Origin of the sequence: Azospirillum sp. A1-3 (assembly GCF_023806445.1) — a bacterium.
Classification (GTDB): Bacteria; Pseudomonadota; Alphaproteobacteria; order Azospirillales; family Azospirillaceae; genus Azospirillum.
In genome coordinates this window covers 352,822-379,422 of the sequence record NZ_JAMSLU010000007.1, presented here as the reverse complement: position 1 = coordinate 379,422, position 26,601 = coordinate 352,822, and the positions used below count along the sequence as shown (strand labels likewise).

6 protein-coding genes are annotated in these 26,601 nt (G+C 66.7%); all 6 read left to right on the top strand.

The genetic code is table 11. The annotated features are described in order from the left end of the window. Positions 1-186 precede the first annotated feature (186 nt). The 6 genes from M5E06_RS32160 to M5E06_RS32135 all read left to right on the top strand — a co-directional run bounded on the left by M5E06_RS32160 (position 187) and on the right by M5E06_RS32135 (position 26,345). Entirely contained in the window at positions 187-19,725 is a 19,539-nt protein-coding gene (locus tag M5E06_RS32160) for a cadherin-like domain-containing protein (RefSeq protein ID WP_252141724.1), read from the top strand. Continuing rightward, a complete protein-coding gene (locus M5E06_RS32155) occupies positions 19,722-21,425 on the top strand; it encodes a TolC family protein (protein WP_252141723.1) in 1,704 nt (567 codons plus the stop codon). Before M5E06_RS32160 ends, M5E06_RS32155 begins: the two co-directional genes overlap by 4 nt. Then, positions 21,422-22,228 (top strand): efflux RND transporter periplasmic adaptor subunit, encoded by an 807-nt coding sequence (locus tag M5E06_RS32150; RefSeq protein ID WP_252141722.1) that lies wholly within the window; start codon positions 21,422-21,424, stop codon positions 22,226-22,228. Before M5E06_RS32155 ends, M5E06_RS32150 begins: the two co-directional genes overlap by 4 nt. Further along, positions 22,225-23,613, top strand: coding sequence for an efflux RND transporter periplasmic adaptor subunit (locus M5E06_RS32145; RefSeq protein ID WP_252141721.1), 1,389 nt, complete (start codon positions 22,225-22,227; stop codon positions 23,611-23,613). Before M5E06_RS32150 ends, M5E06_RS32145 begins: the two co-directional genes overlap by 4 nt. Then, positions 23,598-25,769 (top strand): HlyD family efflux transporter periplasmic adaptor subunit, encoded by a 2,172-nt coding sequence (locus M5E06_RS32140; protein ID WP_252141720.1) that lies wholly within the window; start codon positions 23,598-23,600, stop codon positions 25,767-25,769. Before M5E06_RS32145 ends, M5E06_RS32140 begins: the two co-directional genes overlap by 16 nt. 72 nt (positions 25,770-25,841) lie before the next feature. Continuing rightward, a complete protein-coding gene (locus M5E06_RS32135; protein ID WP_252141719.1) occupies positions 25,842-26,345 on the top strand; it encodes an RT0821/Lpp0805 family surface protein in 504 nt (167 codons plus the stop codon). The last annotated feature ends 256 nt before the right edge of the window (positions 26,346-26,601 follow it).

The following is a 26,601-nucleotide window of genomic DNA, read 5'->3' as shown; positions in this document are numbered from 1 at the left end:
GCGACATTACTTTTCGCAACAACGTCCCTCCTTGTCTGGGTAACCCAAGCGGATGCAATATGCATACAATTTTAGGCAACACCCGGGCGGTTTCGGAAGCTCTACACACAGGTGGCGTCCTGTGCCGCTCCACGGCCAGGCGCTGCCAGTCTGAGGCGCTGCCCGTGCTGCGGCAGGAAAAGCGTCATGAGCATGGGCAATTCGCTGAAGATCATCCTTGAGCCCCGTTTCGTGTTTGACGGCGCCGCCGTTGCCACGGTGGCGGACAGCGCCAACACGGTCATCGACCAGCAGCATCGTGATGCGCGCCATGACGATGCCTCTCCCACTGACGCAACTCACCCGCCAGCCGCAACAGACGAGAACCACCGTACAATCGATGGGACCGCTGCGCTTGTCTCGCCCGCGGCGAAAGATGCCGCGCCCCCCCAACAGCGCGAAAGCGCTCCAGCGGCGCCGTCTTTTGACACTGCACCGGTCCACAGCATCGTCTTCGTCGACGCCCGCCTGGAAAATCAAGCTGCTTGGGCGGCCTCTGCGTCCCTGGGAAGCCGGGTGGTGGTGCTGGACCCCGAGCGTGATGCCGTCACCCAGATCAACCAGGCTTTGGCTGGGCAGAGCGGGCTCGACAGCCTCCATATTCTGCCCTCCCAGAGTGATGACGGGCTGCTGGCCGGTCGTGACGCCTTGGATGCCGCGTCACTGGCGTTCAGAGCTGATGAGGTTGCCAGCTGGCGCGACCATCTGAGCGACGGCGCAAGCATCCACATCCATGGTTATGACACCAACGCCAGTGCAACCGGACAGGCATTCGCCCGCACCTTGGGTGACCTGACCGGCGTGGCCGTCATAACCGACCCAGACCGTGACATGCCGGGACGCAATGCTCCTCCGGCACAGGCCAGTTTGGCGGAGCGGGAGATCGTCGTCGTCGATGCCCGCGTTCAGGATGTCGATCAACTGCTTGCCACTCTCCCCTCACGCGTGGAGCGTCTGGTCATTGGCGTCGACGACAACGCCATCGCCCGCATCCAGGATGCGCTGGCCACTGGTTCTGTATCCTCGCTGCAAATCATTGCTCATGGCTCACAGGGCGCGCTTGTGCTGGGCCATGACGTGCTGACCGCCGACAGCCTGTCGGACGGTGTGGCCGGTTGGCGCCGTGGCCTGACCGCTGACGCCGACATTCTGCTGTTCGGCTGCGACGTCGGCAGAGGGGCCGCTGGACTGGCCTTTGTTACCCGGCTCGCCGATCTGACCGATGCCGATGTCGCAGCGTCCACCGACGCAACCGGTTCGACAGGGCTGGGCGGCAACTGGGATTTGGAGGTTGCGACCGGCACCATCGACTCCCATCTCGCCGCCGATGCCGCAGCGCTCGCCAGCTGGCATCATCTGCTGGCCCCGCCAAGCATCACCTCAGCCGGCGCCGACAGCCTGACGGTGGCCGAGCCGAGCGCACTGAATGCGGCCAATGCCAGCAGCGCCGCGTTGTCGGGCTGGACTGTCGGCTATGCCGGCACCGGCACCGACCCTGTGTCGGTCACGGTCACGGTTTCCCTGCCCAACACCAGCGTTGGCCATCTCGACGACGGCACCACCCAAGGTGACGATGCCCAAAGCAGCCTGACCTTCACAGGCACGGCGGCCGATGCCAATCTGTGGCTGGCCGGGGTGCGCTTTGTTGCAGCCGACACAGAGCTGGGCACCACCGCCCGCACCACCACCCTCACCATCACCGCCGCTGACAGCCAGACCCCGGCGCTGAGCGCCACACCGAAGACCATCGCGGTCACGGTGTCGCCCTCCAACGATCCGACGAGCTTGACCACCGGCACGGTCACCGTGGTCGAAAAGAGCAGTGTCGGTGTCGGCCCCAGCACCTTGATCGCTGTCGATCCCGAGGTGACCGCCGGCACCCAAAGCGACGTTCAGCTGGTCTATCGGCTGGAGGCCTTGCCAACCCACGGCTATCTGCAGCTCGAGGGCCAGCGGCTGGGCGCCAAATCGGTCTTCACCCAGGACGACGTGGTGAAGGGCCGGCTGGTTTATGTCCACACCGCCACCGGGGCCGAGCAGAATCTGGACGACAGCTTCCAAGTCACGGTGAATGACGGCGCCACGCCACAGTCCTATTCGTCGGCGCCAGAGCGGGTGCAGACCGTTGCGGTCACGGTTACCCCGGTCAATCAAGCGCCCGAGGTGACGCAAGCGGCCGGGCATGTGTTGGAGGGGAGCCCGGCCAACGCCGCCGGCACCGCCATTGGCGACTTTATCATCGCCACCGCCGGTGGTGACCCCGATGATGCGCTGACGATCCGCCTGGCCTCGCTGCCGACCTATGGCAGGCTGGTGTTCACCGGCACCCTCGCACTCAACGGCACCGCTTACACGGTGGCAAACACCGAGCTTTCGGCCTGGCTGACCGATCATGGCGCGCAAAACCTTGACACCGTCACGCTGACCATCGCGCAAGACCAACTCGCCGGGCTGCATTACGCCCATGCCGGGGAGGAGCCGACAGGAGCCGCCGCCACCGACAGCTTCGACATCATCCTCAGTGACACTGGTGGCGGCACCAGCACGCCGGCCAGCCTCCGCCAAACGGTCAGCTTGACCATCGATCCGGTCAATGATGACCCAAGTGCCGTGACCGGGACAGGGGAGGCGGTGGTCAGCGCAGCAGGCCCGGACGGTGACCTGTCGACAGCAACGGACAATTTCCGCGTCGTGCTGACCACGGCGATGTTGAATGTGACGGACAGCGACAGCGACCCGTCCGCCATCACCTTTGCGGTGGTCGGCACCCCCGGCCAGGGCCGCATCCTGCGCGATGGCGTGCTGGTGGCGGCCGGCGGCACCTTCAGTCTGCAGGACATCATTGAGAAGAAGGTGGTCTATGTCCAATCACAGGCCAGTCTGACCGGCCCGTCGTCCCAGGATTCCTTCACCTTCGCGGTGTCGGACAATGCGATGGGCGTGAAATGGAACGCCGACGGCAGCAGCTATGTCCGGCAGGGCGGCCTTTATGAGGGGCCGAATGCCGGTGATCCTCTGAAGCTCTTCACCTTCACCCTCACGATGGCAGGCGGTGCTGGTGCCGACACGGTCGGTTATGCGGTTTCCGCCACTGCCGCCACAGTGACCGAAGGCGACAGCGCCACCAAGCCGGTCAGTTTCACTGTGACCCGCATCGGCGACCTCAGCACGCCTGGCAGCGTGCGTTACACGGTTGGCGGCAGCGTCACCGCCGACGATCTGACAGAGCTCAGCGGCACCGTCACTTTTGCCGCAGGGGTCCGGGAGCAGACGATCACCGTGATGCTGACGGGCGACGTCACGGTCGAGGCGGATGAGGCGTTGACCGTCACCCTCTCCGACCCGGTGGGCGGCGTGGTGGTGACCCCGAGCGCCACCACCACCGTGCTGAACGATGACACCGGCCTGACGGTAAGCGCCGATCCTGCCACCCAAACCCAGTTCGAGGGCAAACCCGGCGAGACGCGCAGCTACACATTCACCATCACCCGCAGCGGCATCACCACCGGCACCAGCACGGTGGAGTATGAGGTCGAAGGCACCGGGCCTTATGCCGCCAGCGCTGCCGACTTTGTCGGCGGCATGTTGCCGCACAGCAGCGTCACCTTCGCGGCTGGTGAGACGGTCAAGACCGTCACCATCCTGGTGGCTGGGGACGAGAGTGAGGAGCCAGACGAACAGTTCCAGCTCCGCCTGAGCAACCCGGTTGGCGCCACCTTGATCGGCCTCCCGGCGGGTGCCACCATCCGCGATGACGACCCGCTCCCCGATTTGGCCATCAGCGTCGATCCCGGCAGCGTTGCCAAAGCAGAGGGCGGCAGCGGGACCGACACCTCCTTCACCTTCACCGTTATGCGCTCGGGCAAGCTGGAGCAGGAGACCACCGTCAACTGGACGGTGGAGGCCCTGGATGCCGGACTCACGGCCGCCGATTTCGATCTGCTCGAGCTGCCGCAAGGCGGATTGACCTTCGCTGTGGGTGAGGCCGTCAAGACCATCACCGTCACGGTCAAGGGCGACTGGAGCGAGGAGGCGAATGAACGCTTCCAAGTGGCGCTGTCCAATCCGACAAACGGATCGCTTGCCAGTGCGGCCGCCACGGCCACCATCATGAACGACGACCCGCCGGTCCCGCCGGTGCTGGACCTCACCGCCGTCGCCACCCGCCTGACCGAGGGCAACAGCGGCAACACCGCTTTCACCTTCACCGTCACCCGCAGCGGCGACACCAGCCAGGCCGGATCCGTGCAGTATGTGGTTGGTGGTGGTCAAGCCGACGCGGCCGATTTTGGCGGCAGCCTGCCGCAGGGCACCGTCAGCTTCAATGCAAACGACGTCACCAAGACCATCTCCATCCTCGTCAAGGGCGACACCCTGCTGGAGAGTGACGAGGACTTCACCGTCACCCTCCTGAACGCGGTGTCTGGCACCATTGGTGTGGGCAGCTCCACCGTCACCATCGTCGACGATGACCATCCGGCTCTGTCGATCAGTGCCGACCAAGGGGTGCTGGCGGAGGGCAACAGCGCCACGCGTGATGTCACCTTCACCGTCACCCGCACCAATCCGACCGGCACCAGCACCGTGCATTGGAGCGTCGGCGGCATGGTCAATGCCGATGATTTCAACGGCACCTTGCCATCGGGCACCTTGACCTTCCTCGACGGCCAAACCAGCCAAACCATCACACTTGCTTTGGCCGGCGATCGGATGGTGGAGGCCGACGAAACGCTGACGGTGACGCTCAGCAACGCCGACAACGCGCGCATCACCGTCGCCTCGGCCAGTTCGGTGGTGGCAAATGACGATGACCCGGTCTCCTGGGTCAGCTTGGCCGGTCCAGGGGCGGTGGCGGAGGGCGACACCGGCCCGCACAGCGTGACCTACACTGTCACCCGCTCTGGCGACACCAGTGCTGCCGCCAGCGTCGACTGGAGCGTCAGCGGCATCACCGCCAACGCGGCCGATTTTGGTGGCAGCCTGCCGCATGGCACCGTCGCCTTTGCCGCCGGCGCCACGACGGCGACCTTCACGGTGGAGATCAGCGGCGACACCCAGGTGGAGCCGGATGAGGACTTCACCGTCACCTTGTCGACGCCGGCCGGTGTCGCGCTGGCGACGGGTGGTGATCGCGTCACCACCACCATCCAAAACGACGATGGTCAGATCTATGCCATTACCGCCGACCAGTCGGCAAAGGCCGAGGGCAACGACACCAGCACACCGTTCACCTTCACCGTCACCCGCAGCGGCGCTGTCGCCACGGCGGCAACGCTCAAGTGGACGCTGAGCGGCACCGGTGTCACCGCTGATGATTTTGTCGGTGACTTCAACGGCCTCCTGCCACACGGCACCGTCACCTTCGGCGAGAATGAAACCACCGCGACCATCACCATCACTGTCGCCGGCGACCGCCTGCAGGAAGCAGATGAGCAAGTCATCGTCACGCTGTCTGACCCCCCGCAGGACGGCGTCATCACGGTTGCCACGGCAAGCGCGGTCATCACCAACGATGATGCCGAGACCCTGCCGCAATTCGACCTGACCGCCGTGACCAAAACCCAGCTGGAAGGAGGGGACGGCGAGTCGCACCACTATCTGTTCACGGTCACCCGCACCGGCGATCTGTCCAACACCGCCACGGTCGATTGGTCGGTGGTGGGGGTGGGAGCCAGCCCGGCCGAGGCGGCCGATTTTGGCGGCGTGCTGCCCGGAGGAACGCTGACCTTTCATGCCGGCGATGCCAGCGAAACCATCGTCGTCACCATCAAGGGCGACCAGCTGGTGGAGGCGGACGAAAGCTTCGCCATCGTGCTGGACCATGCGCAGGGTGCTGCCATCGGCCGTGGCTGGGTGGCTTCGACCATCGTCAATGATGACCCGCTCCCTCATGTTGCCATCGTCGACACTGCTGTGGCGCTGAGGGAAGGCACCGACACCGGCGCCAGCTTTACCTTCACCGTAACCCGCAGCGGCACCTTGTCCGACCGCAGCGAGGTGACCTGGCGGGTGACCGGCGATGCGGTGGACGCCGCCGACTTTGGCGGACGGCTGCCGACCGGCACTGTGACCTTTGCCCCGACTGAGGCCAGCAAAACCATCACCATCCCGATCAGCGGGGACAGCGTGCGGGAGGGGGACGAGCCGTTCCAGGTCGAGTTGATTGCCGCGACCAACGCGGTGATTGACCAAGCGATCGCCCATGCCACCATCGTGAACGACGATCCCAACAGCCTGCCGACCCTGGCGATCGCCGCCACCGACGCGGTGAAAAGCGAGGGCGACAGCGCCACCACCCCCTTGACCTTCACCATCACCCGCAGCGGGGACATCACCAGCACCAGCGCGGTTGATTGGGCGGTGCAGTATGGCGGCGCCACGGCCAGCGATCTGACCGGCAGCCTGAGCGGCCGCATCACCTTCGAAGCCGGCCAGGACAGCAAAACCATCACCATCGCGGCCGTCGGCGACATCGACTATGAGGCGGACGAGCCGTTCCAGGTGGTGCTGAGCAACGCCGTCGGCGCACGGATCGTCACCGCCTCGGCCAGTGGCATGATCGAGAATGACGACCCGGTCCCGCCGACCTACACCGTCAGCGCCGCCGACGCCAGCAAGTATGAAGGGGCCAGCGGCACCACCGATTACACCTTCACCGTCACCCGCAGCGGCGACAGCTCGCGCGCCGCAACCGTGGCGTGGACGGCGGCCGGCAGCGGCGCCAGCCCGGCCACCGCGTCCGATTTTGCCAACGCAACGCTGCCCTCAGGCACCGTCACCTTCGCCGCTGGCGCCTCCAGCGCCACCATCACCGTCCAGGTCGCGGGTGACAGCACGATTGAAGCGGACGAGGGCTTCACCGTCCGTTTGGTCTCGGCCAGCTATGGCAGCATCGCCGGCGCCGGGGCCACGGCCACCGGCCTCATCCGCAACGACGATGCACCGCCACCGCCTGCCGCCGACAGCAGCCAAATCCTGTTCCTGGGCCAGAACCCCGACCCCGCCAAGCCCGCTGCCGGCACGGTGACAGAGGGCAGTGAGACGGCCGGCATCATTTACGGCGTCGACAGCGATTCCGCCACCCCGGTGATGCTGAGCTACAGCGCGTCGGGCGCCTCGACCGCGCAAATCGTCTACACGCTGCTGAAACTGGGCGTCACTGGCAGCGATTGGCATGGCACCTTGCAGCGCCAGGTCAATGGCTCCTGGCAGACACTCGGCACCTACGGCACCTTCACCCAGGCCGATCTGGATGCCGGCCATGTCCGCTTCATGCCGTCGGCCGGCGAAGGCTTCCAGTCGAGCTTCCGCTATTCGGTCTCAACCGGCGCCATCGACCCGGTGACCCGGGCCTCCATCGCCACGACGGGGATCTTCACCATCTACACCACGCCGGTGAATGATGCACCGACGGCGGCGGGCTCGAGCGGCACGACGATCCCGGAAGGGGGGACGTCGTACATCACCACCTCGCTGCTGTCATTCGCCGATCCGGACGATGCGGTCACTGAATCCTATCTGGAGACACCAGCGGCTGATGGTGTCTATGCGAACAACTTCGCGCTCAACCACGACGCTGCCAACCCCCTGCAGTTCCAGATCACCGCTCTGCCGAGCAGCGACGCCGGCTGGCTTGAGATCAACACCGGCACCGGCTGGGAAGCGGTGCAGCTCAACAGGCTCTATTCCGCCTCACTCCTCACCGCGAGCGCCGACACGACCGGATTGCGGTTCGTCCACAACGGCAGCGAGGTGCGCTCCGCGACCTTCACCGTGAAGGCCGTCGACCGCTGGGGGGCCGTCAGCGCCCCAACCGACGTGTCCTTCGACATGACTGCCGTCAGTGACGGCCCGCAAATCGCAGCGGATGCCGATGCGGACGACCCGGCCGTCACCGTTGGGTCTCCCAACCTCATCGGTGGGGTTCCCGCGAACAACCGCGTCACCGTCTCCGAAGGCAGCCGGGTGCTGATCACCAGCGCCGATCTGCAGGCCTACGATCCCGACAGCTCGAGCCTCCAGGTTCAGTACCGCATCACCACAGCGCCGACAAAAGGGTACATCGCCCGCTCCAGCGATGGGATCACCTTCAGCCGAATCGCCGTCGGCTCCAGCTTCACGCAGGCCGATGTGGCCGCCAACCATATCTATTACATCCACAACGGCGCCGAGGACTATGACGGCAACCCCGCCGGAGCGACCGACGACAGCTTCCTCTTCACGCTGTCAGACGGCGACAAGGAACAAGCCGACCGCAAATTCGAGATCGTGGTCACACCGGCCAACGATGCGCCGACCATCTCGAGCCGGCCGGCGACCCCGATCCTCATCGACAGCGGCACCCCGGCCTACAACCCGATCAAGGATGGCACGACGGTCTTCCAGATCGCCGACCCGGACCTGACCAGGCTCGACACGTCCGAGAGCGATTTCGTCCAGGTGACCGTGCGCCTGCGCGACAAGGATGGCACGCTCATCACCGACCTCGCGACCACCATCCCGGGCACGGTCACCTTCGCCTTCGACAGCACGGCGGCCGGGATCACTGCACTCGCGGGTGCTGATGGCGTCGACAAGCCGTTGACCGTCCAGGGCACGCGCGCCCAGGTCAACAAGGCGCTGGAGACATTGACCGTCACCTTCAGCCAGGACCTGAACCAGCGCTACCAGCTGGAAGTGATCGTCGACGACCGCTTGCGTGACGGCAACGGTGCGCTCACCAGCGGCGCCAACGGCGGCCCGGTGAACCAGCCAAGCAGCATCGGCGCTGCTGCACCAGCAGTCGACACCACAGCGTACGATTGGACCACGGCCGAGGTGCCGGCCGGCAGCCGGAACATCGTGTCGTCAACCGTGGTCTTGCGTGTGTCGCCGATCAACGACCCGCACGACATGACCGTGCCGGCGGCCCAAACCTTCTATGAGGACGTCCAGGGGACCTTCACGGGCGCTTTCACGCTGAGCGACCCGGAGTCCGACCCGCTGGACCTCGACATGCAGGTCCGCCTGCACGTCACCAAGGGTACCTTGTCGGTGAACGGCCAAACCGGCTCGGACCTCACCCTGACCGGCAAGCGGGCTGATCTGCAAGCGATCTTGAACAGCGGCCTGAAATACACCAGCAGCGCAGACTACAATGGTCCCGACACGCTGACGGTCACGTTCAAAGAGCATGATGCCGCTGTGGGGGGCGACGTCGGCGCCGGAAGCGTCGCCAATGCGGACGTGGTCAAGACCGTCGCCTTGACGGTGGTCGCCGTCAACGATGCGCCGACCGTGACCGCCGGCAGCGGTACGGTGCCGGTAACCAGCTCGGGCAGCGTGGCGATCTCCGGCATCGTCATCACCGAAGCCGAACTGGCCACCATTGACCCCGGCGAGACGAGCTTTGTCCAGGCGACGGTTCGGTTGATGGATGCCGCAGGCACCGCCGTCGCCGACCACGCAAACCTGACGATCGCGCCGGGCGCGGGGGCAGGGGCTACGGTCGACACGACCCACAACGGCACGAATACCGCCTTGGTGCTGCGCGGCACCCTGGCGCAGGTGAACGCCGCGCTGGCAGGGCTGACCCTTCAGTTCGGTACCGACCGCGACGCATCCTACCGCCTTCAGGTGATCGTCGACGACCGGCTGCGCGACCTCGTGAGCGGGGCTTTGATCGACGCCGATGCAGGCACGGCTGGAACGCAGTTTGGGGCGAACGGCGGCCTGGTCAACCAGGACGGCTCGCCGCCAGGAGCAATCCCCGGCACCGACACCTTCAACCCCGCCACCGATACCGTCCCGCCCCTGGCGACCAACATCGCCACGGCCACCCGCCTGCTCAACGTCTCGTCGGTCAATGACCCGCCGGTCAACGCGCTGCCGTCGCCCCTGAGCGTCGCCGAGGATTCGACCAACACCCCGGTCAAGGATGCGCACGACGCGTTCATCCAAATCTCGGATGTCGACGATTTCGGCTTGCCGATGACCGTGGTCCTGACGGCCGACGGCGGCACGATCAGCATCGCCAACCAGGCAGGCGTGACCGGCGCGGGGGTGGCGGACCGGACGACGATCACCTTGGCCGGCACGAAGGCGGATCTCAACGCCGTCCTGAAAACCCTGACCTTCACGCCGAGCGCCAACCTGCATGGTACCAGCGGCGTGGCCAGCATCCAGGTGGTCACGACCGATCAGCACAGCGGTGGGCTGGGCGTTCAGTCCGACACCGACATCCTGTCGATCACCGTCACCCCGCTCAACGACCGGCCGACCTACGAGAGCGGCAAGACCATGAGCGTCGGCACCGTTGCAGAACAGGACACCACCAACGCCACGACCACCAGCGCCATCAGCTTCGCCACGCTGCTGACCGACAACAGCGCCGCCATTGGCTATTCCGACGCAACCGACGACCGCAGCACCGCTCCTCCCAACAGCCAGACCGGCGTCCGCGGTGGCAATACGGCAACCGCTGCCGGCTACATCGCGATCACCAAGAATGAGGCGATTGCCGCACAGGGCACGTGGCAGGTGTCCAGTGATGGCCTCACCTGGGTCGACGTTCCGACCAGCTTTGCGAAAGACACCGCTCTGGTTTTGTCGGTGAACGCGCAAGTTCGCTTCTCGCCGGCAGCCAACTTCCACGGCACGCCAGGCGTGCTGACCATCCGCATCGCCGACAGCAGCATGTCGCTGCCGACCAGCGCCAACGCCTCGGACGTCAAGACCATCACGCTGTCGGCCAACGGCGACTCGGCCAGCCAAACCGGCGCCTGGGGCCTCAACAGCGTTGCAGTCTCCACCACAGTGACCCCGGTGAATGACCGGCCGACGATCACCAGCCGGACAGTGACCGGCATTCCGGAAGACAGCGCCACGCCCTCAGGGACCATGGTGTCCACGCTCTACTCCGGGTCTTTCTCCGACGTCACCGACAACCAAGGCCCCTCCGGGGCCAACATCGCCGGCGGCGGCAACACGGCGGCCTCGACAATCCAGGGTCTCGCCATCGTCGGCAACGCAGCCACCGCCGCCGAGGGCGTGTGGGAGTATCGGGTGGGCAGCGGAAGCTGGCAGACGATCCGCACCGACGTTGCCGCAACCGACGCGCTGCTGCTGCCGGCCACGGCCGAAATCCGCTTTCATCCGGCGGCCGACTATCACGGCACACCGGGCACCCTGACCGTGCGCGCGTCCGACGCCACCATCGCCGCTGTCAGCGGCCACACGGCCGACACCGGGGAGAACCTCGCTGCGGTGGACGAGCAGACCAGCCAATGGTCAGCCACCAACACCATTGGTGTGACGGTCACGGCGGTCAACGACAGCCCGGAGGTGGTCTCAACCCCACGCGGCACCCCCACCATCACACTCCAAGAGACTGCAGGGCTCGGTGGCACCGCCCCGGTCAGCCTGCTCACCGTGACAAGCGTCGACGATCCGCGCGACTTCGCGCATCTGGCTCTTGCCGATCAAAACTTTGGCGGTGGCGTGCTGTCCGTCACTCTGGCGACATGGTACGCCGGGGACGTGCTGCTGGTCAGGCCCGGGGCCTATCAAAGCCAGGCCGTCACACTCAGCGGCAGCGATGTCGCCGTCGACGGTCTCCTGGTTGGCACCATCAACAGCAATGGCGGGACGATCGTCAGCACGGCCGGCGTGCCGCTGCAGATCACCCTCACCGCAAACGCCACCGCCGAGCGGGTGGCCGCGCTCATCGAAGCCGTCTCGTACCGGACCACCAGCGACAATCCAACCAGCAACGGCGCCAACACCGGACGGACGGTCACCTTCAACCTGACCGATGGCGCCAACAACGCCAAGTCCGGTGGAGAGGCACTGCCGACCAATCCCAGCCCCTTTGCAACGGTCACCCTGACCTACACCGACGTCAACGATCCGCCAGAGCTTGACCTGAACGGTGCGGCGGACGGGGTGAATCACAGCGTCACCTTCACCGACGTCGCAAACGGCCAGCACTTGCCGGTGGCCATTGCCGCTGCGTCGGGCACGCTGTTGAGCGATGTGGACAACACAAATCTGTCCTCAATGCAGATCACGGTCGCCAATGTGGCAGACGGAGGCGCTGAGCTCCTGCGCATCGGCGGTCATGACTTCACACTCAATACCGACCATAGCACCGTGACCGTGAGCCAAGGGGCAGTGCAGTTCCTGGTCGATTACACGGTCGATTACACGGCAAGCACCGGCCGCTTCACCATCACCCCGGCCTCCGGCGACACCCACTCTGTTGCCGCGTTCGAAGCCTTGCTGCGCGCCATCACCTACACCAACACCTCCGACAACCCGACCACCACAACAGCGCGCACACTCACCGTACAGGTCTGGGACGCGGGCGACACCAACATCTCGGCCAGCGGTCTGCCCAGCAACACCGCGACAACAACGATCGCGATAGAGGCGACCAACGACCAACCGACGATCAGCGGTCTGACGCCGCTGACGGTCCGGGAAAACGCCGCACAGGCCGCCCCCTTGGTCCTTGATGCCGACATCACCCTAACAGATGTCGACAGCGCCACCTTCGACGGCGGTTCGATCACGGTATCGGGCTTCGTGTCCGGCGAGGACACCATCTCGGTGCGGACCGACACGGCCGCTGCAGACGGGAGCGTGCGGCGCAACGGCGGCGCTGTCGAGCTGCAAACCGGCGGCAGCTGGGTTGCCATCGGCACGATCTCCGGCGGAACCGGCAGCACCGATCTGGTGATCTCCTTCACCAGCCCGCTCGCCACCCGCGCGGTTGCAGAAGCGCTGATTGAGGCGCTGACCTTCCGCACCAGCTCCGACACGCCGACAGCAACCCGCACCCTGGCCATCGCCGTCAATGACGGCGGCGCCAACGCCATGCAACCTGCAACCACGCTTCTGGTGACGGTGACCCCGGAAAATGACGCTCCGTCACTCAGCGGCAGCAGCCAAACGGTCGATGAGGGCAGCACCAGCTATGCCCTGTCGGCCTTCGGCCTGTCGATGAGCGATCCGGACGTCGGGGCGGCCGACGTGATGACCGCGAGGGTGACGCTCGACAGAAATGTAACCTTCGCCACCCACACTGGCACCGGGCTCGCCACCATCCTCACCCAGGCGGGCACCGGTCTCAACACCGAGACCCTCCTCCTCCAGGGCACGCGCGCCCAGCTCAACGCCAGCCTGGCCGCCCTGACCATCGCCTTCCCCGATGTGGATGGCGGCGGTCGCGTGCGACCGGAGGACTGGAACGGCACGGTGACGGTGACGCTCGCTGTCAATGATGGCGGCAACCGCGGCGTACGCCCGCTGGTCGTGCAGGGTGCCAACACGGCGACCGACACCAACGATGCGACGGCCAACCCTGGCGACTATGCCTATGCCGATGGCCTCGCCTTTGTGGATGCTGCAACGGCAGCCCTGGTGACCACGCGGACCGTGACCCTGACGGTCACACCGCGCAACGACACGCCGACCATCGCCGCTCCACTGTCCGTCAGCTCCAGCGTGGCCAACGAGGACACGGTCCTGCGCTTCAATGGCGGCACTGGTGCCAATGAGGCCGGGCTGATCACCATCGACGACGGACGCGACCGCGCGTTCCCCAGCCATCCGGACCCCGACAGCTATGCGGTCACGCTGAGTGTCGGACAGGGAGGGCTCACCCTCGGGTCGGTCGCCGGGCTCACCCGCCACGACGGCACGGCGCTGGCGGCGGCGGACCACACGGGCGTTGCAACCATCGAGCTCCGCGGCACGCGCGCCGACATCAACGCCGCCCTGGCGACCCTCAGCTATCTGGGAGACAAGGACAGAGCCGAAGCCGCGCCCGACGATATCCTGACCATCATTGTGAATGACGGCTCCAACGGTGGGGCTGGCGGCGAGGCCGCAACCACCACCACGAGCATCACGATTGATCTTGCGCGCGTTTCCGACACGCCTGACCTGACGGTCGACGGTCAGCTCAACCCGAGCGCCACGGTCGCCGTGACCGGGGTGGAGGACAGCTGGTTCCAGCTTCCGCTCACCATTGCGGAGACCGACGCCGACGGTTCGGAGACGCTGACCCTGGTCGTCCAGGGGTTGCCGAACGGTGCCCACTATGTCGTCAGCGACAGCATGCCGAGCGCCGCCTCGGCCGGCACCGCGATCACCGGCAATGCCCCCATCACGCTCACCGACGCCGCGCTCACCAGCGGACAGCCCGTGGGCTTGTGGGTCCGCCTGCCGGCCGACTGGAACACGCAAGGTGGCGGTGGCAGTGGACAGAACAGTGCACTCACCGTGACCGTGACCGCCCGCAGCCAGGATGACAGCGCCAGCCCCGCCGATCGCACCGCCACGATCGCGCTCAGCGTGAGCTCGGTGGAGGACGAGCCCTCGGCCGGTATGCCCAAGACCGGCACCGTCACAGAGGACGGCACGCTCACAACCACCGGCAATCTACTGACCGGTCACACCGATCCGGACGAGGCCCAGAGCCTGCGCATCCGTCAGGTGGTCTTCGACGGGACCACGGTCACCGTCCCCACCGACAACGGTAAGATCACTGTCGCCGGGACCTACGGCGACCTGGAGGTTCAGGCCGACGGCACCTACACCTACACGCTGCGCAACCCTACGGCGAGCGTGCAGGGCCTGCGCAGTGGCCAAGCGCCAGAGGAGATCTTCACCTACACGGTCGAGGATTACGGCAGTGGCGACAGTGACAGTGGCGCGGAAACGACCAACACCCTGACAGTGACCGTCACTGGCGCCAACGACGCGCCCACGGTCGACCTCGACGGCAATGCCGCCAATGGTCTGTCCAACGTCTCCCTCACCTTCACCGAGCAGTCCGGGCCCGACACCCGTGGCAGTGAGGTGAAGCCTTTTGCCGACGCCATTCTGGCCGACGTGGACAGCGCCAACCTCAGCGCGATCCGCATCGTTGCAAGCGGCATGGCCGATGGGGCCGCGGAGATTGTCCGCATCGGCGGCACCGACATCCCCCTGGTCACCGGCACCAACAGCCAAACGGTGATGTTTGGTGGCGTGACCTATCGGGTGGTGCAAACGGCTGGCACGGATGGCGCTGTCATCATCGATATCACCGGCAACTCTGGCGTCACTGCCAAGAGCGACGTCCAAGCGCTGCTGCGCGATATCACCTACCGCAACGTCTCGGACAATCCATCCACCGGCACTCCCCGTACCTTCGATGTGCGCCTGACCGACGCCGGCAGCGCCGACACCGCGACCACCGCCGGTGGCAACCTGGACGGCAACACCGCCCGGGCGACGGTCGACGTTAAAGCAGCGGACGATGCACCGGCGGCAGTGAACGACACAGCCACGGCGGTCGAGGCCGGCGGTCTGGCCAACGGGACGCCTGGCACCACCCCGACCGGCAATGTGCTGACCAACGACAGTGACGTGGATGGCGGCGACACGAAGACCGTGTCCGCTGTCGCCTTTGGCACGACGACCGGCACCCTTGGCCAAGCCCTGGCCGGCAGCTATGGCGCGCTGACCCTGAACCCCGACGGCTCCTACAGCTATGTGGTCGACAACGACAACGCCGCAGTCCAGGCGCTGCGCCTGACCACCGACACGCTCACCGAGACCTTCTCCTACACCATGCGCGATGCCGCCGGCCTCACCAGCACGGCAACGCTGACCGTCACCATCCAGGGCGCCAACGACGCACCGGCAGCGGTGGGCGACACGGCCACGGCGGTTGAGGCCGGTGGTCTGGCCAACGGAACGCCCGGCACCACCCCGACCGGCAATGTGCTGACCAACGACAGTGACGTGGATGGGGACGACACGAAGACCGTGTCCGCTGTCGCCTTTGGCACGACGACCGGCACCCTTGGCCAAGCCCTGGCCGGCAGCTATGGCGCGCTGACCCTGAACCCCGACGGCTCCTACAGCTATGTGGTCGACAACGACAACGCCGCAGTCCAGGCGCTGCGCCTGACCACCGATACGCTGAGCGAGACTTTCTCCTACACCATGCGCGATGCCGCCGGCCTCACCAGCACGGCAACGCTGACCATCACCATCCAGGGTGCCAACGACGCACCGATGGCGGAGAACGACACGGCCACGGCGGTTGAGGCCGGTGGTCTGGCCAACGGAACGCCCGGCACCACCCCGACCGGCAATGTGCTGACCAACGACAGTGACGTGGATGGGGACGACACGAAGACCGTGTCCGCTGTCGCCTTTGGCACGACGACCGGCACCCTTGGCCAAGCTTTGGCCGGCAGCTACGGCTCGCTGACCCTGAACCCCGACGGCTCCTACAGCTATGCGGTCGACAACGACAACGCCGCAGTCCAGGCGCTGCGCCTGACCACCGACACGCTCACCGAGACCTTCTCCTACACCATGCGCGATGCCGCCGGCCTCACCAGCACGGCAACGCTGACCGTCACCATCCAGGGCGCCAACGACGCACCGGCAGCGGTGGACGACACGGCCACGGCGGTTGAGGCCGGCGGTCTGGCCAACGGGACGCCCGGCACCACCCCGACCGGCAATGTGCTGACCAACGACAGTGACGTGGATGGGGACGACACGAAGACCGTGTCCGCTGTCGCCTTTGGCACGACGACCGGCACCCTTGGCCAAGCTTTGGCCGGCAGCTATGGCTCGCTGACCCTGAACCCCGACGGCTCCTACAGCTATGCGGTCGACAACGACAACGCCGCGGTCCAGGCGCTGCGCCTGACCACCGACACGCTCACCGAGACCTTCTCCTACACGATCAATGGCACCGCGGGTTTGGCAAGCACGGCGACGCTGACCATCACCATCCAGGGTGCCAACGACGCACCGGCAGCGGTGGACGACACGGCCACGGCGGTTGAGGCCGGTGGTCTGGCCAACGGAACGCCTGGCACCACTCCGACCGGCAATGTGCTGACCAACGACAGTGACGTGGATGGCGGCGATACGAAGACCGTGTCCGCCGTGGCCTTTGGCACAACAGCCGGCACGCTCGGCCAAGCCCTGGCCGGCAGCTACGGCTCGCTGACCCTGAACCCCGACGGCTCCTACAGCTATGCGGTCGACAACGACAACGCCGCAGTCCAGGCGCTGCGCCTGACCACCGACACGCTCACCGAGACCTTCTCCTACACCATGCGCGATGCCGCCGGCCTCACCAGCACGGCAACGCTCACCGTCACCATCCAGGGCGCCAACGACGCACCTGGCCTGGCGCTCGACGATGTGGTCGGCGGAGTGACCGAAGACGCCACATCCCCCACATTGACGGACACCGGCGTCATCGTTCTCACCGATGTCGACCTGAGCGATACCCACACGATCACCGTGGGTGTGCCGACCATCCAGTCCTCGTCCGGCATCCCGACCGGCTTCGTTCCGGCAGGTGGGTTTGGCACGCTGACCGCGCGCGTCAGTCAACCGGTTGGTGGGACCGGCGCCGGCACGGTTACTTGGGGTTTCTCGGTTGACAACGCCGTTGTCCAGGGCTTGGCCGCGGGCGAGACGGTGACGCAGACCTATCAGCTTGTGCTCACCGATGCCGGCGGTGCGACGGCAACGCGCGCCGTGACCATCACCATCACCGGCACCAACGATGTGCCGGTGATGGCGGACAGCCAAATAACCGGAGCGGTCACCGAGGATGCCGCCAGCCCGACGCTGAGCGACAGCGGCACCGTCGCCTTCACCGATGTGGACGTGACCAACAGCCACACCGTGTCGGTGGGAGCGGCAACGGTCCAGACCTCCGCTGGCGTGCCGGCGGGTCTGGTGCCGGCGGGCGGCTTCGGCAGCCTGAGCGCCCGGGTGACGGAGGCCGATGGCAGCGGCAGCGTGAACTGGGACTTTGTGGTGGACAACGCCGCGGTGCAGGGCCTGGGCGTGGGCGAGACCGTGACCCAGACCTACCGCCTGACCCTGACCGACAGCAGCGGCGCCACCGTGACGAGAGACGTGGTCGTCACCCTTACCGGCACCAACGACGCCCCGGTCATCGGCGTGGCCGATCTCACCGGCCGTGTGACCGAGGACGCCGGCAGCGGCATTCTGAGCGACACCGGCACCATCGCTTTTGGCGATCTCGACCGCAGCGACAGCCACACCGTCACCTCCACCTTCGTCTCCACCAGCGGTTCTGGCCAGCTTGGCACGCTGACGGCGGTGCTGTCGGCCGACACGACCGGCAGCGGCACCGGTGGTCAGGTGAGCTGGACCTACAGCGTCGACAACGCCAAGCTGCAGGCTCTGGCCGAAGGCCAGACCATCACCGAGACTTATGCCGTCACCGTCTCAGATGGACATGGCGGCAGCGAAACCCGACAGGTCGTGGTGACCATCACCGGCACCAACGACCGGCCGGTGGTGAGCGGGCCGCCGCCGCTGGCCAGCGGGCAGGCAGGGCAACCCATTGTGCTGACGGTCGATCGCGGTCGCTTCAGCGATGTCGACACCCAAGACAGCCTGAGCTTCACCGCGACCTTGGCCGACGGACGGCCGCTGCCGGGCTGGCTCAGCTTCGACCCGACAACGCTGACCTTCCGCGGCACCCCGCCGTCGGGGACCAGCGGCGACATGGCAATCACCGTGCGCGGGACCGACACCGTCGGCGCCTATGCCGAGCTCGGGGTGCGGCTGACCATCACCGCTGATGTGCAACCGACGCCTCCCACCCCCACCACCCCGACGGTCCCCAACACGCCCCCCCCGCCGACCAGCCCGCCGGCCGATCCGCTCACGCCAACGCACCCCTTGATCACTGTGGTCACCCCGTCCGGAACCACGCCCACGAGCGAGGGCGGACAGACCACCACCACCACACCGACGGCGCCGCTGACGCCGCTGATCAGCTATGTCGACGCCCTGTCGGTGCTCACCAGCACAGGCAGCGTCAGCGGCTACGGCAGTGATGCGGTGCTTGCAGCATCCAGCCTGAACCGCTGGGGTGACAGCAGCGGCTTCTTGTCAACCGATGCGCTGTTCCGTCAGATCAGCTCGGCCAATGTCGACCTGTTCCTGGCGGGATCGGTGGGCAATCAGGTGATGATGCCGCAGCAGCAGACCAGCTTCCAGGTGCCGCCGAACGTCTTCCGCCACACCAATCCCGGCGAGAAGCTGGTTTACCAGGCCACCCGCCCGGACGGCAGCCCTCTGCCCACCTGGCTGCAGTTCGACGCCCCGAACCTGACCTTCCGCGGCACGCCGCCGGCCAATGCCCGCGGTGCCGTCGACATCGTGATCGTCGCGAAGGACAACCGCGGCAACCAGGCGGCGGCCCAATTCCGCATCCTGGTCGGACAGGATCTGAAGACCGGCACCCCGGTGGACGATGCCCAGCGCGACGCCGGCAGTCCCCCCAACCGGTCGGCGGCACCGCGGGCACCGTCAGCCGCCGGCACGCCGGCGGCGCAACCGCCAGCGGAGCAGCCGAGCCCGGATGAGCCGGCAGCAGAGGGGACGCCAAGTGACCGACCGGATACCGCACCAGAAGGGGAGGGCAGGGATGTCCCGCCCGCACCAGCTGCCACCGGTGAGCGGCGGGCCGACGCCGATGTGGAGTCCTTCTTTGGCATGCCGGCCACCATCCAGGCTGGACGGACGAGCTTCACCGCGCAACTCCATGCCGCAGGGCTGCCGGGTCTGCTGGCCGAGGCGCGCAGCCTGCTTGATACGCTCCTGCTCGCCGCCGACACCGATCAGGAGGCCGCATGACGGCGGCCCCCTTCTTGTCGCAACAGCAGAAACCCTCTGTTCGTCATAGTCCTTTTGCTGAAGGCACCCCTCCCCTGATGGCCAAGTCCTTTCCGATGCGCCTGCTTGCGCTGTCGCCCGTTCCGATGCTCGGTTCCCTGGTGCTGCTTGGCGGCTGTGCGGTTGCGCCAGAACCGATTCCGGCGGCTGAGCATGTCGTGCAGGCCCAGTCCGACTATCAGACGATCTACGCCAATCAACCTGAGATCGTCGGTCCGTTGACCGCGGCCGAGGCGGTGGCCCGCGCGCTGAAATACAATTACGACCACCAGCTGGCGATGGCCGAAGCATCCCTGCAGGACCGTCAGTTCGATGTGACGGTGATGAACCTGCTGCCGCGGTTGGCGGCCAGCGCCGGCTATGTGGGCCGCAACAATGAGAGCGCGTCCTCCAGCCTGTCGGTCCTCACCAGGCGCCAGTCGCTGGAACCCTCCACCTCGCAAGACCAACACCGGCGGACTGGCGATCTCACCTTTTCCTGGAACCTGCTCGATTTCGGCGTCGGCTATTTCCAGGCCCGCCAGCAGTCCGACCGCGCGCTGATCGCGGTGGAGCGCCGACGCCGCGTCGTCAACAACATCGTCAAAGAGGTGCGCTCCGCCTATTGGCGGGCCGGCACCGCCCAGCGCCTGCTGCCCAAGATCGACCCGCTGATGAGGCAGGCCGAACAGGCCCTGGCCGCCAGCACGGAGATCGAGAAAAACGCGCTGGCGCCGATCCTACCGACCCTGGAGTATCGCAAGAACCTGCTGCAGGTGATCACCCAGCTGCGCCGCCTGCGCTCCGACCTGTCGGTGGCAAAGGCGCAGCTTGCGGCCCTGATCAATGTGCCGCCGACCACCACTTTCACCGTCGAAGAGCCGCCGGCGCTGCCCAATTTCCCGCGCTCGGTGTCGGTTGACGTGGCAACGCTGGAGCTGATGGGGCTATCACAGCGCCCGGAGCTGCGCGAGGAGCGCTACCAGGAGCGGGTCGACCGCAACAACCTGTATAAGGAAATTTTGCGGCTGATGCCGGGGCTGTCCGTTTTGGGCTCGCTCAACTACGACAGCAATTCCTATCTGGTGAACAATCTGTGGGCTGAGGCGGGGGTGCGCGCCACCTTGAACCTGGTCAACCTGATCAGCGCCCCCCAGATCATCGACGCCGCGGAGGCACAGATCGAGGTGGCAAAGACCCGCCGCCTCGCCCTGTCGGTTGCCGTGCTGACCCAGGTCAATGTCAGCTACCAACAGTTCCAGCGCTCGGTGGAAACCTACGACACCGCCCTGGAGATCGCCCGGGTCGAAGGGCGCATTGCCAAGACCGTCAATGACGGTGGTCTTGCCCAGGCGGAGCCGGAGTTCGAGCGCATCCGCCGCGGCCTGTCCTCTGTGGCGGCAGAACTCGATCGGGACCGCGCCTTCACAGAGCTGCAGACGGCGCTTGGCAATCTGTACACCTCGGTTGGACTGGACCCGATTCCGGCATCGGTGGAGACCGATGATCTCAACGCCCTGCGGCGTGCGGTGAAGGAGTCGCTGATGCGCCTGGATCAGGGCGAGCTGCCTCCGCTTCCCACCCCCGCCACGCCGCCTGCCGCTGTGCCCGCCGGCCAGCATCCCGCTGAAACCGCACCGGATGCCGCAGCCGCCAAACCAGAAGGTCAACCGGTATCGTGAGCGTTCGCTGTCTCCTCCGTGGCTGTGTGCTGACGGCCATGCTGTCCGCCGGCACCGCCATGGCCCAAGCCCCGGCTGGGCCTGACCCTGCCGCACTGACACCGCCGCCGCCAGAGTTGCCCATGGTGGAGCGGGAAATCCGCGCCCAGGTCACCGCCCACACCGCCACAATTCTGGCCAGCGGTATGGCGGGACGCATCCTGGAGCTGCCGGTGCAAGATGGGCAGGGCTTCAAGAAGGGCGATGTGCTGGTCCGCTTTGATTGCGCGGTGCAGGAAAGCCAGCTTGCCCGTGCCAATGCCGTGCTCAACAAAGCGCGCAGCCTGCTTGAGGTGAATGAACGGCTGCGCAAGCTGGGGTCGGTCAGCGTCAAGGAGATCAGTGTCGGTCAGGCCGATGTGGCTGAGGCGGCGGCCGAGGTTGGGGTGATGAGGGCGATGGTGTCACGCTGTACCATCACCGCCCCCTTCTCCGGCCGGGTTGCCGGCGTGCCGGTGCGCCAGTACCAGTTCATCGGCGAAGGCCAGCCCCTGCTCGACATCCTCGACGACACCAGCTTGGAGCTGGAGGCCATCGTGCCGTCCCGCTGGCTCTCCTGGCTGAGGATTGGAACCCGCTTCACGGTGCAGGTGCATGAGACCGGCCGCTCTTACGACTGCGAGGTGTCGCGTCTGTCCGGCCGGGTCGATCCGGTCAGCCAGTCAATCAAACTCTATGCCGCCATCCGCAATCCGGATGAGCGTCTGCTGGCCGGAATGAGCGGGCGGGCCTTGCTGGAGCCGCCGAAAGGACAGCAGCCATGAGCGCCACCACCATGTCTGCGCCCCCCGCACCGCTCCCGGCCAATCCTGCTGCGGTGAATGGACAGCTCAACCGCCAGCTCTTGCGCGTGTCGGCGATGCTGCAGGTGCAAAAGCGGGCACGCCATGCGGGGAAGAGCGAACTGCCTTTTGTGATGGTCAATGAAACCGCAAGCGTGCTGCCCTACCAGCAGGCGGCTTTGTGGCAGGGAGGCCCGACGGGATCGCTTGTGGCCTTGTCGGGCGTGTCGGTGCCCGATCTCACCGGGGCTTATGCCAGCTGGGTGACGCGGCTGCTGGCGCATCTGGCCGGTGCGGCGACGGCCGGACCGATCGAGGGCGCGACCCTGCCGCCCGACCTGCGGTCGGGGTGGAGCGAGCATCTGTCGGCCAACGCCTTTTGGCTGCCGCTGGCCTGGGCGGGACGCGGCACGCTGGGGGGGCTGCTGCTGGCCCGCACCGAGCCCTGGAGTGACGCAGATGCCCATTTGCTCGACCATATCGGCGATGCCTATGCCCATGCCTGGCTGGCGGCGCACGCCCGCAAAGCGCGGCTGCCGGGACACGGGGGCACGCGCAAACTCTGGGCTGCGGCGACGGCGGTGGCGCTGCTGCTGGGCGTCGGGGCCATCCCGGTGCGCCAGTCGGTGCTGGCACCAGCGGAGGTCATTCCCCGCACCCCCACCCTGGTGCGGGCGCCATTCGAGGGGGTGGTCGACAGCGTCGCCGTCAAACCCAACCAGGCCGTAGCCATCGGCCAGCCGCTGGTGACGCTCGACACCGCTCAACTTCTTGCCAAACACAAGGTGGCCCTGAAGGCCCGCGACGTCACCCAGGCAGAATACCAGCAAGCCGCCCAGCAGGCGGTGTTCGATGCCAAAGCCAAGGCACAGCTGGTTGTCCTGCAGGGCAAGCTGGAGCAGGAGGCCACCGAGGCGGCGTATCTGCAAACCCTGCTGGAGCGCGCGACTCTGAGCGCACCGATGGCCGGTGTCGCGGTGTTCGACGATGTCAATGACTGGGTCGGCCGCCCGGTGGCGCAGGGCGAACGGATCATGATGCTGGCCGATCCCCATGAGGTGGAGCTCGAGATCAGTCTGCCGGTGGGCGATGCTCTGCCGTTCCAGGAGGGGGCCGATGTCACCTTCTTCTTGAATGTGACACCCGATGCCCCCGTGCATGCCACCTTGGTGTCCACCAGCTATCGCGCCCAAGCCGCCCCCGACGGGGTGGTTGCCTATCGTCTGAAGGCACACTGGACAGAACCGACAGACCATCTGCGCATCGGGCTGAAAGGCACCGCCAAAATTTACGGCGACACCGCACCGCTCGCCCTATGGGTGCTGCGCCGTCCCATCGCCTCGGTCCGGCAATGGTTGACGCTGTAGCCGCGGCCCCGCACCAGGCACCGGCCGCAGCGTCGCCCACCGCACAGGCCTCAGCGCAGGAGCATCCGCTGCCGCCGCTGCGCGAGGATCTGCGGCTGATGCCAGGACCGTTTGGGGCGGATGGAGCGCCAACCTGGACCCTGCAGGACCCGGCGGCCAACCGCTTCTTGCGCATCGGCTGGCTGGAGTTTGAAATCCTCCAGCGCTGGAGCCTGGGCACCGCCGCCGCCATCGCCCAGTCGATCCGCCGCACCACGCCGATCGCCGCCCAGCCGGAGCAGGTGCTGGAGATGCTGCGCTTTGCCGAACGCTGTGAGCTGCTCCAGCCGGTCGCTCCTGGTGACACGCTGCGGCTGGCCCGTACGGTCGAGGCCCGGCGAATGGGGCCGGCCAAGTGGCTGCTGAAGAACTACCTGTTCATCCGCATCGCTTTGCTGTCGCCCGATCGCCTGCTGACGGCGCTGATGCCGGTGGCGGCGGCGCTGTTCACCCGCGGCTTCCTGGCCCTTGTCCTGCTGTCGGCCTTGCTCGGGCTCTACCTGATCGGGCGGCAATGGGACGCCTTCACCCACAGCTTCTTGCACCTGCTGTCGGTCGACGGCCTGGTGTTGGGCGGTGGAGCCTTGCTGCTGGCCAAGATCCTGCACGAGCTTGGACATGGCATCGCTGCCAAGCGGGCCGGCTGCCGGGTGCCGGCCATGGGCGTCGCCTTCATGGTGATGGTGCCCATGCTGTGGACCGACACCACCGATGCGTGGCGCCTGGTCTCCCGCCGGCAGCGGCTGCTGATCGATGCCGGTGGCATGCTGGCGGAGCTGACGCTGGCCGCCTTCGCCTCGCTGGTGTGGAGTGTGTTGCCCGACGGGGCACTGCGCACCGGCGTCTTTTTGCTGGCCAGCACCAGCTGGGTGATGACGCTGGCGGTCAATCTGAACCCCTTGATGCGCTTTGATGGCTATTTCATCCTGTCGGACGCGCTGGACCTGCCCAACCTGCAAGACCGCGCCTTTGCCATGGGCCGCCATTGGCTGCGCGAGGTGCTGTTCGGCTTCGGCGACCCGCCGCCGGAGCAGCCAGGTCCGGCACGGCGCCGCTTCATGATCGGCTATGCGTTGGCGGTCTGGGTCTATCGTTTCTTCCTGTTCTTTGGCATCGCGCTGCTGGTTTACGCGATGGCCTTCAAACTGCTGGGTCTGTTTTTGATGATGGTGGAGATCGGCTGGTTCATCGCACGCCCCATCCTGCAGGAACTGAGCGTGTGGGTGCAGCGGCGGCGCGCGGTGCGCTGGAACCGCCGCTCTGCCGCCAGCTGTGCCGCGCTAGCCCTGCTGATCGGCGCCGTCTTCCTGCCCTGGCGCACCCAGGTGAGTGCGCCCGCCGTGCTGAAGGCGGAACAGCAGGCTGTGCTTTACGCCCCACGGGCCGGCCGCATCGCCAGCATGCCCCCTGGCGTCGCTGCCGAGCTGCGCGAAGGCAGCATCGCCTTTGTGCTCGGCTCCCCCGACCTTGAGGTCCGCATCGCCCAGGCCGGACGCTCGGTGCGCCTGCACCAGGCTCAGGCCAATGCCCAGCAGGTCAACCCTGATCAGGCCAGCCACCTGCCGATCACGTGGCAGGAGATGGAAACGGCTCTGGCCGAACTGGCCAGCCTCACGGCCCAGCGCGCCGCCATGGTGGTGCGCGCCCCCTTCACCGGCCACATCGCTGAATTGCCCGAGCATCTGCGCCCCGGCGTCTGGGTGGCCGCACGCGAGCCGCTGGCGTTGTTGGTGACGGATGCGGTGGTGGCTGAAGGCTTCGTCGCCGAAGCCGACGTCGCCCGGCTGCACCCCGGTGCGACAGCCCGCTTCATTCCCGATGACGGCGGCGATGAACTGCCCTTGCGCCTGCGCTCCCTCGACGTCAGCGCCGTGACGGAGCTCGACCAGCCGGAGCTGTCCTCCTCACACGGCGGCAAGATCGCCGTCCGCCCCAGCGCCAACGGCAAGCTGATCCCGGCCGAGGTGGTCTATCGCGCCATCCTGGTGCCGGAGGTGCCGCTGACCCAAGCCCGCAGCCGCCGTGGCGTGGTGGTGGTCGAGGGCGAGCGGAGCAGTTGGTTTGAGCGGCTGCGCCGCAATGTGCTGGGCGTGCTGATCCGGGAGAGCGGCTGGTGAGCACGGCTGCACAAAAGGCAGCGCTTACGCTATAAACAGAGACCATCCTCCGGAACAAAGAAAGCTCTTGCGATGCGTGCCCAGACTCAGCCAACAGCCACCCGCTCCATCCGGTATGCTGCCGTCATTGTGCTGCTGTCCACCACACTGACCGGCTGCCAAACCGGCTCGACGGGGAGCAAAGAGGGCTTTGGCACCGTCGGCGGCGCCATTGCTGGCGGCCTGATCGGCTCGCGCTTCGGCGGCGGCTCGGGCAAGCTGGTGGCCGTCGGCATCGGCACGCTGCTGGGCGCCTTCGCCGGACGGGAACTCGGCGCCTCGCTCGACCGTGCCGACCAGGCCTATGCCGACCGTGCCGCCACTCAGGCCTACAGCGCCCCCATCGGCCAGCGCATCACCTGGAACAACCCGCAGTCCGGCAACCAGGGCGTCATCGTGCCGGTCAAGGACGGCTATGACGGCTCCGGCGCCTACTGCCGCGAGTTCCAGCAGACCATTGTCGTCGGTGGCCGCACCGAACAGGCCTATGGCACCGCCTGCCGCCAGCCCGACGGGTCGTGGAAGATCGTCGGGTGAGGGGAGCCTTCAAGGTGACTGCTGAACGCGGTCCCCTGGGTGGCTCTGGCGCTTGACCAAGGGAGCAAAAGCCAACTGGCGCTGTTGACCATTGGCGTCACCGCTGATGGCCATCAACAAGAGCGGGTAACAGCGCCAGCTCGGCTTATGACCGCTCAACGACAGCGTGCCCCCTGTGGCCTCAAGTTGGCACGCAAGACCCACGATGGGGCCGCATGCCGCTGACACCGTGGCAACGCCTGCTGCTGGGCAGGGG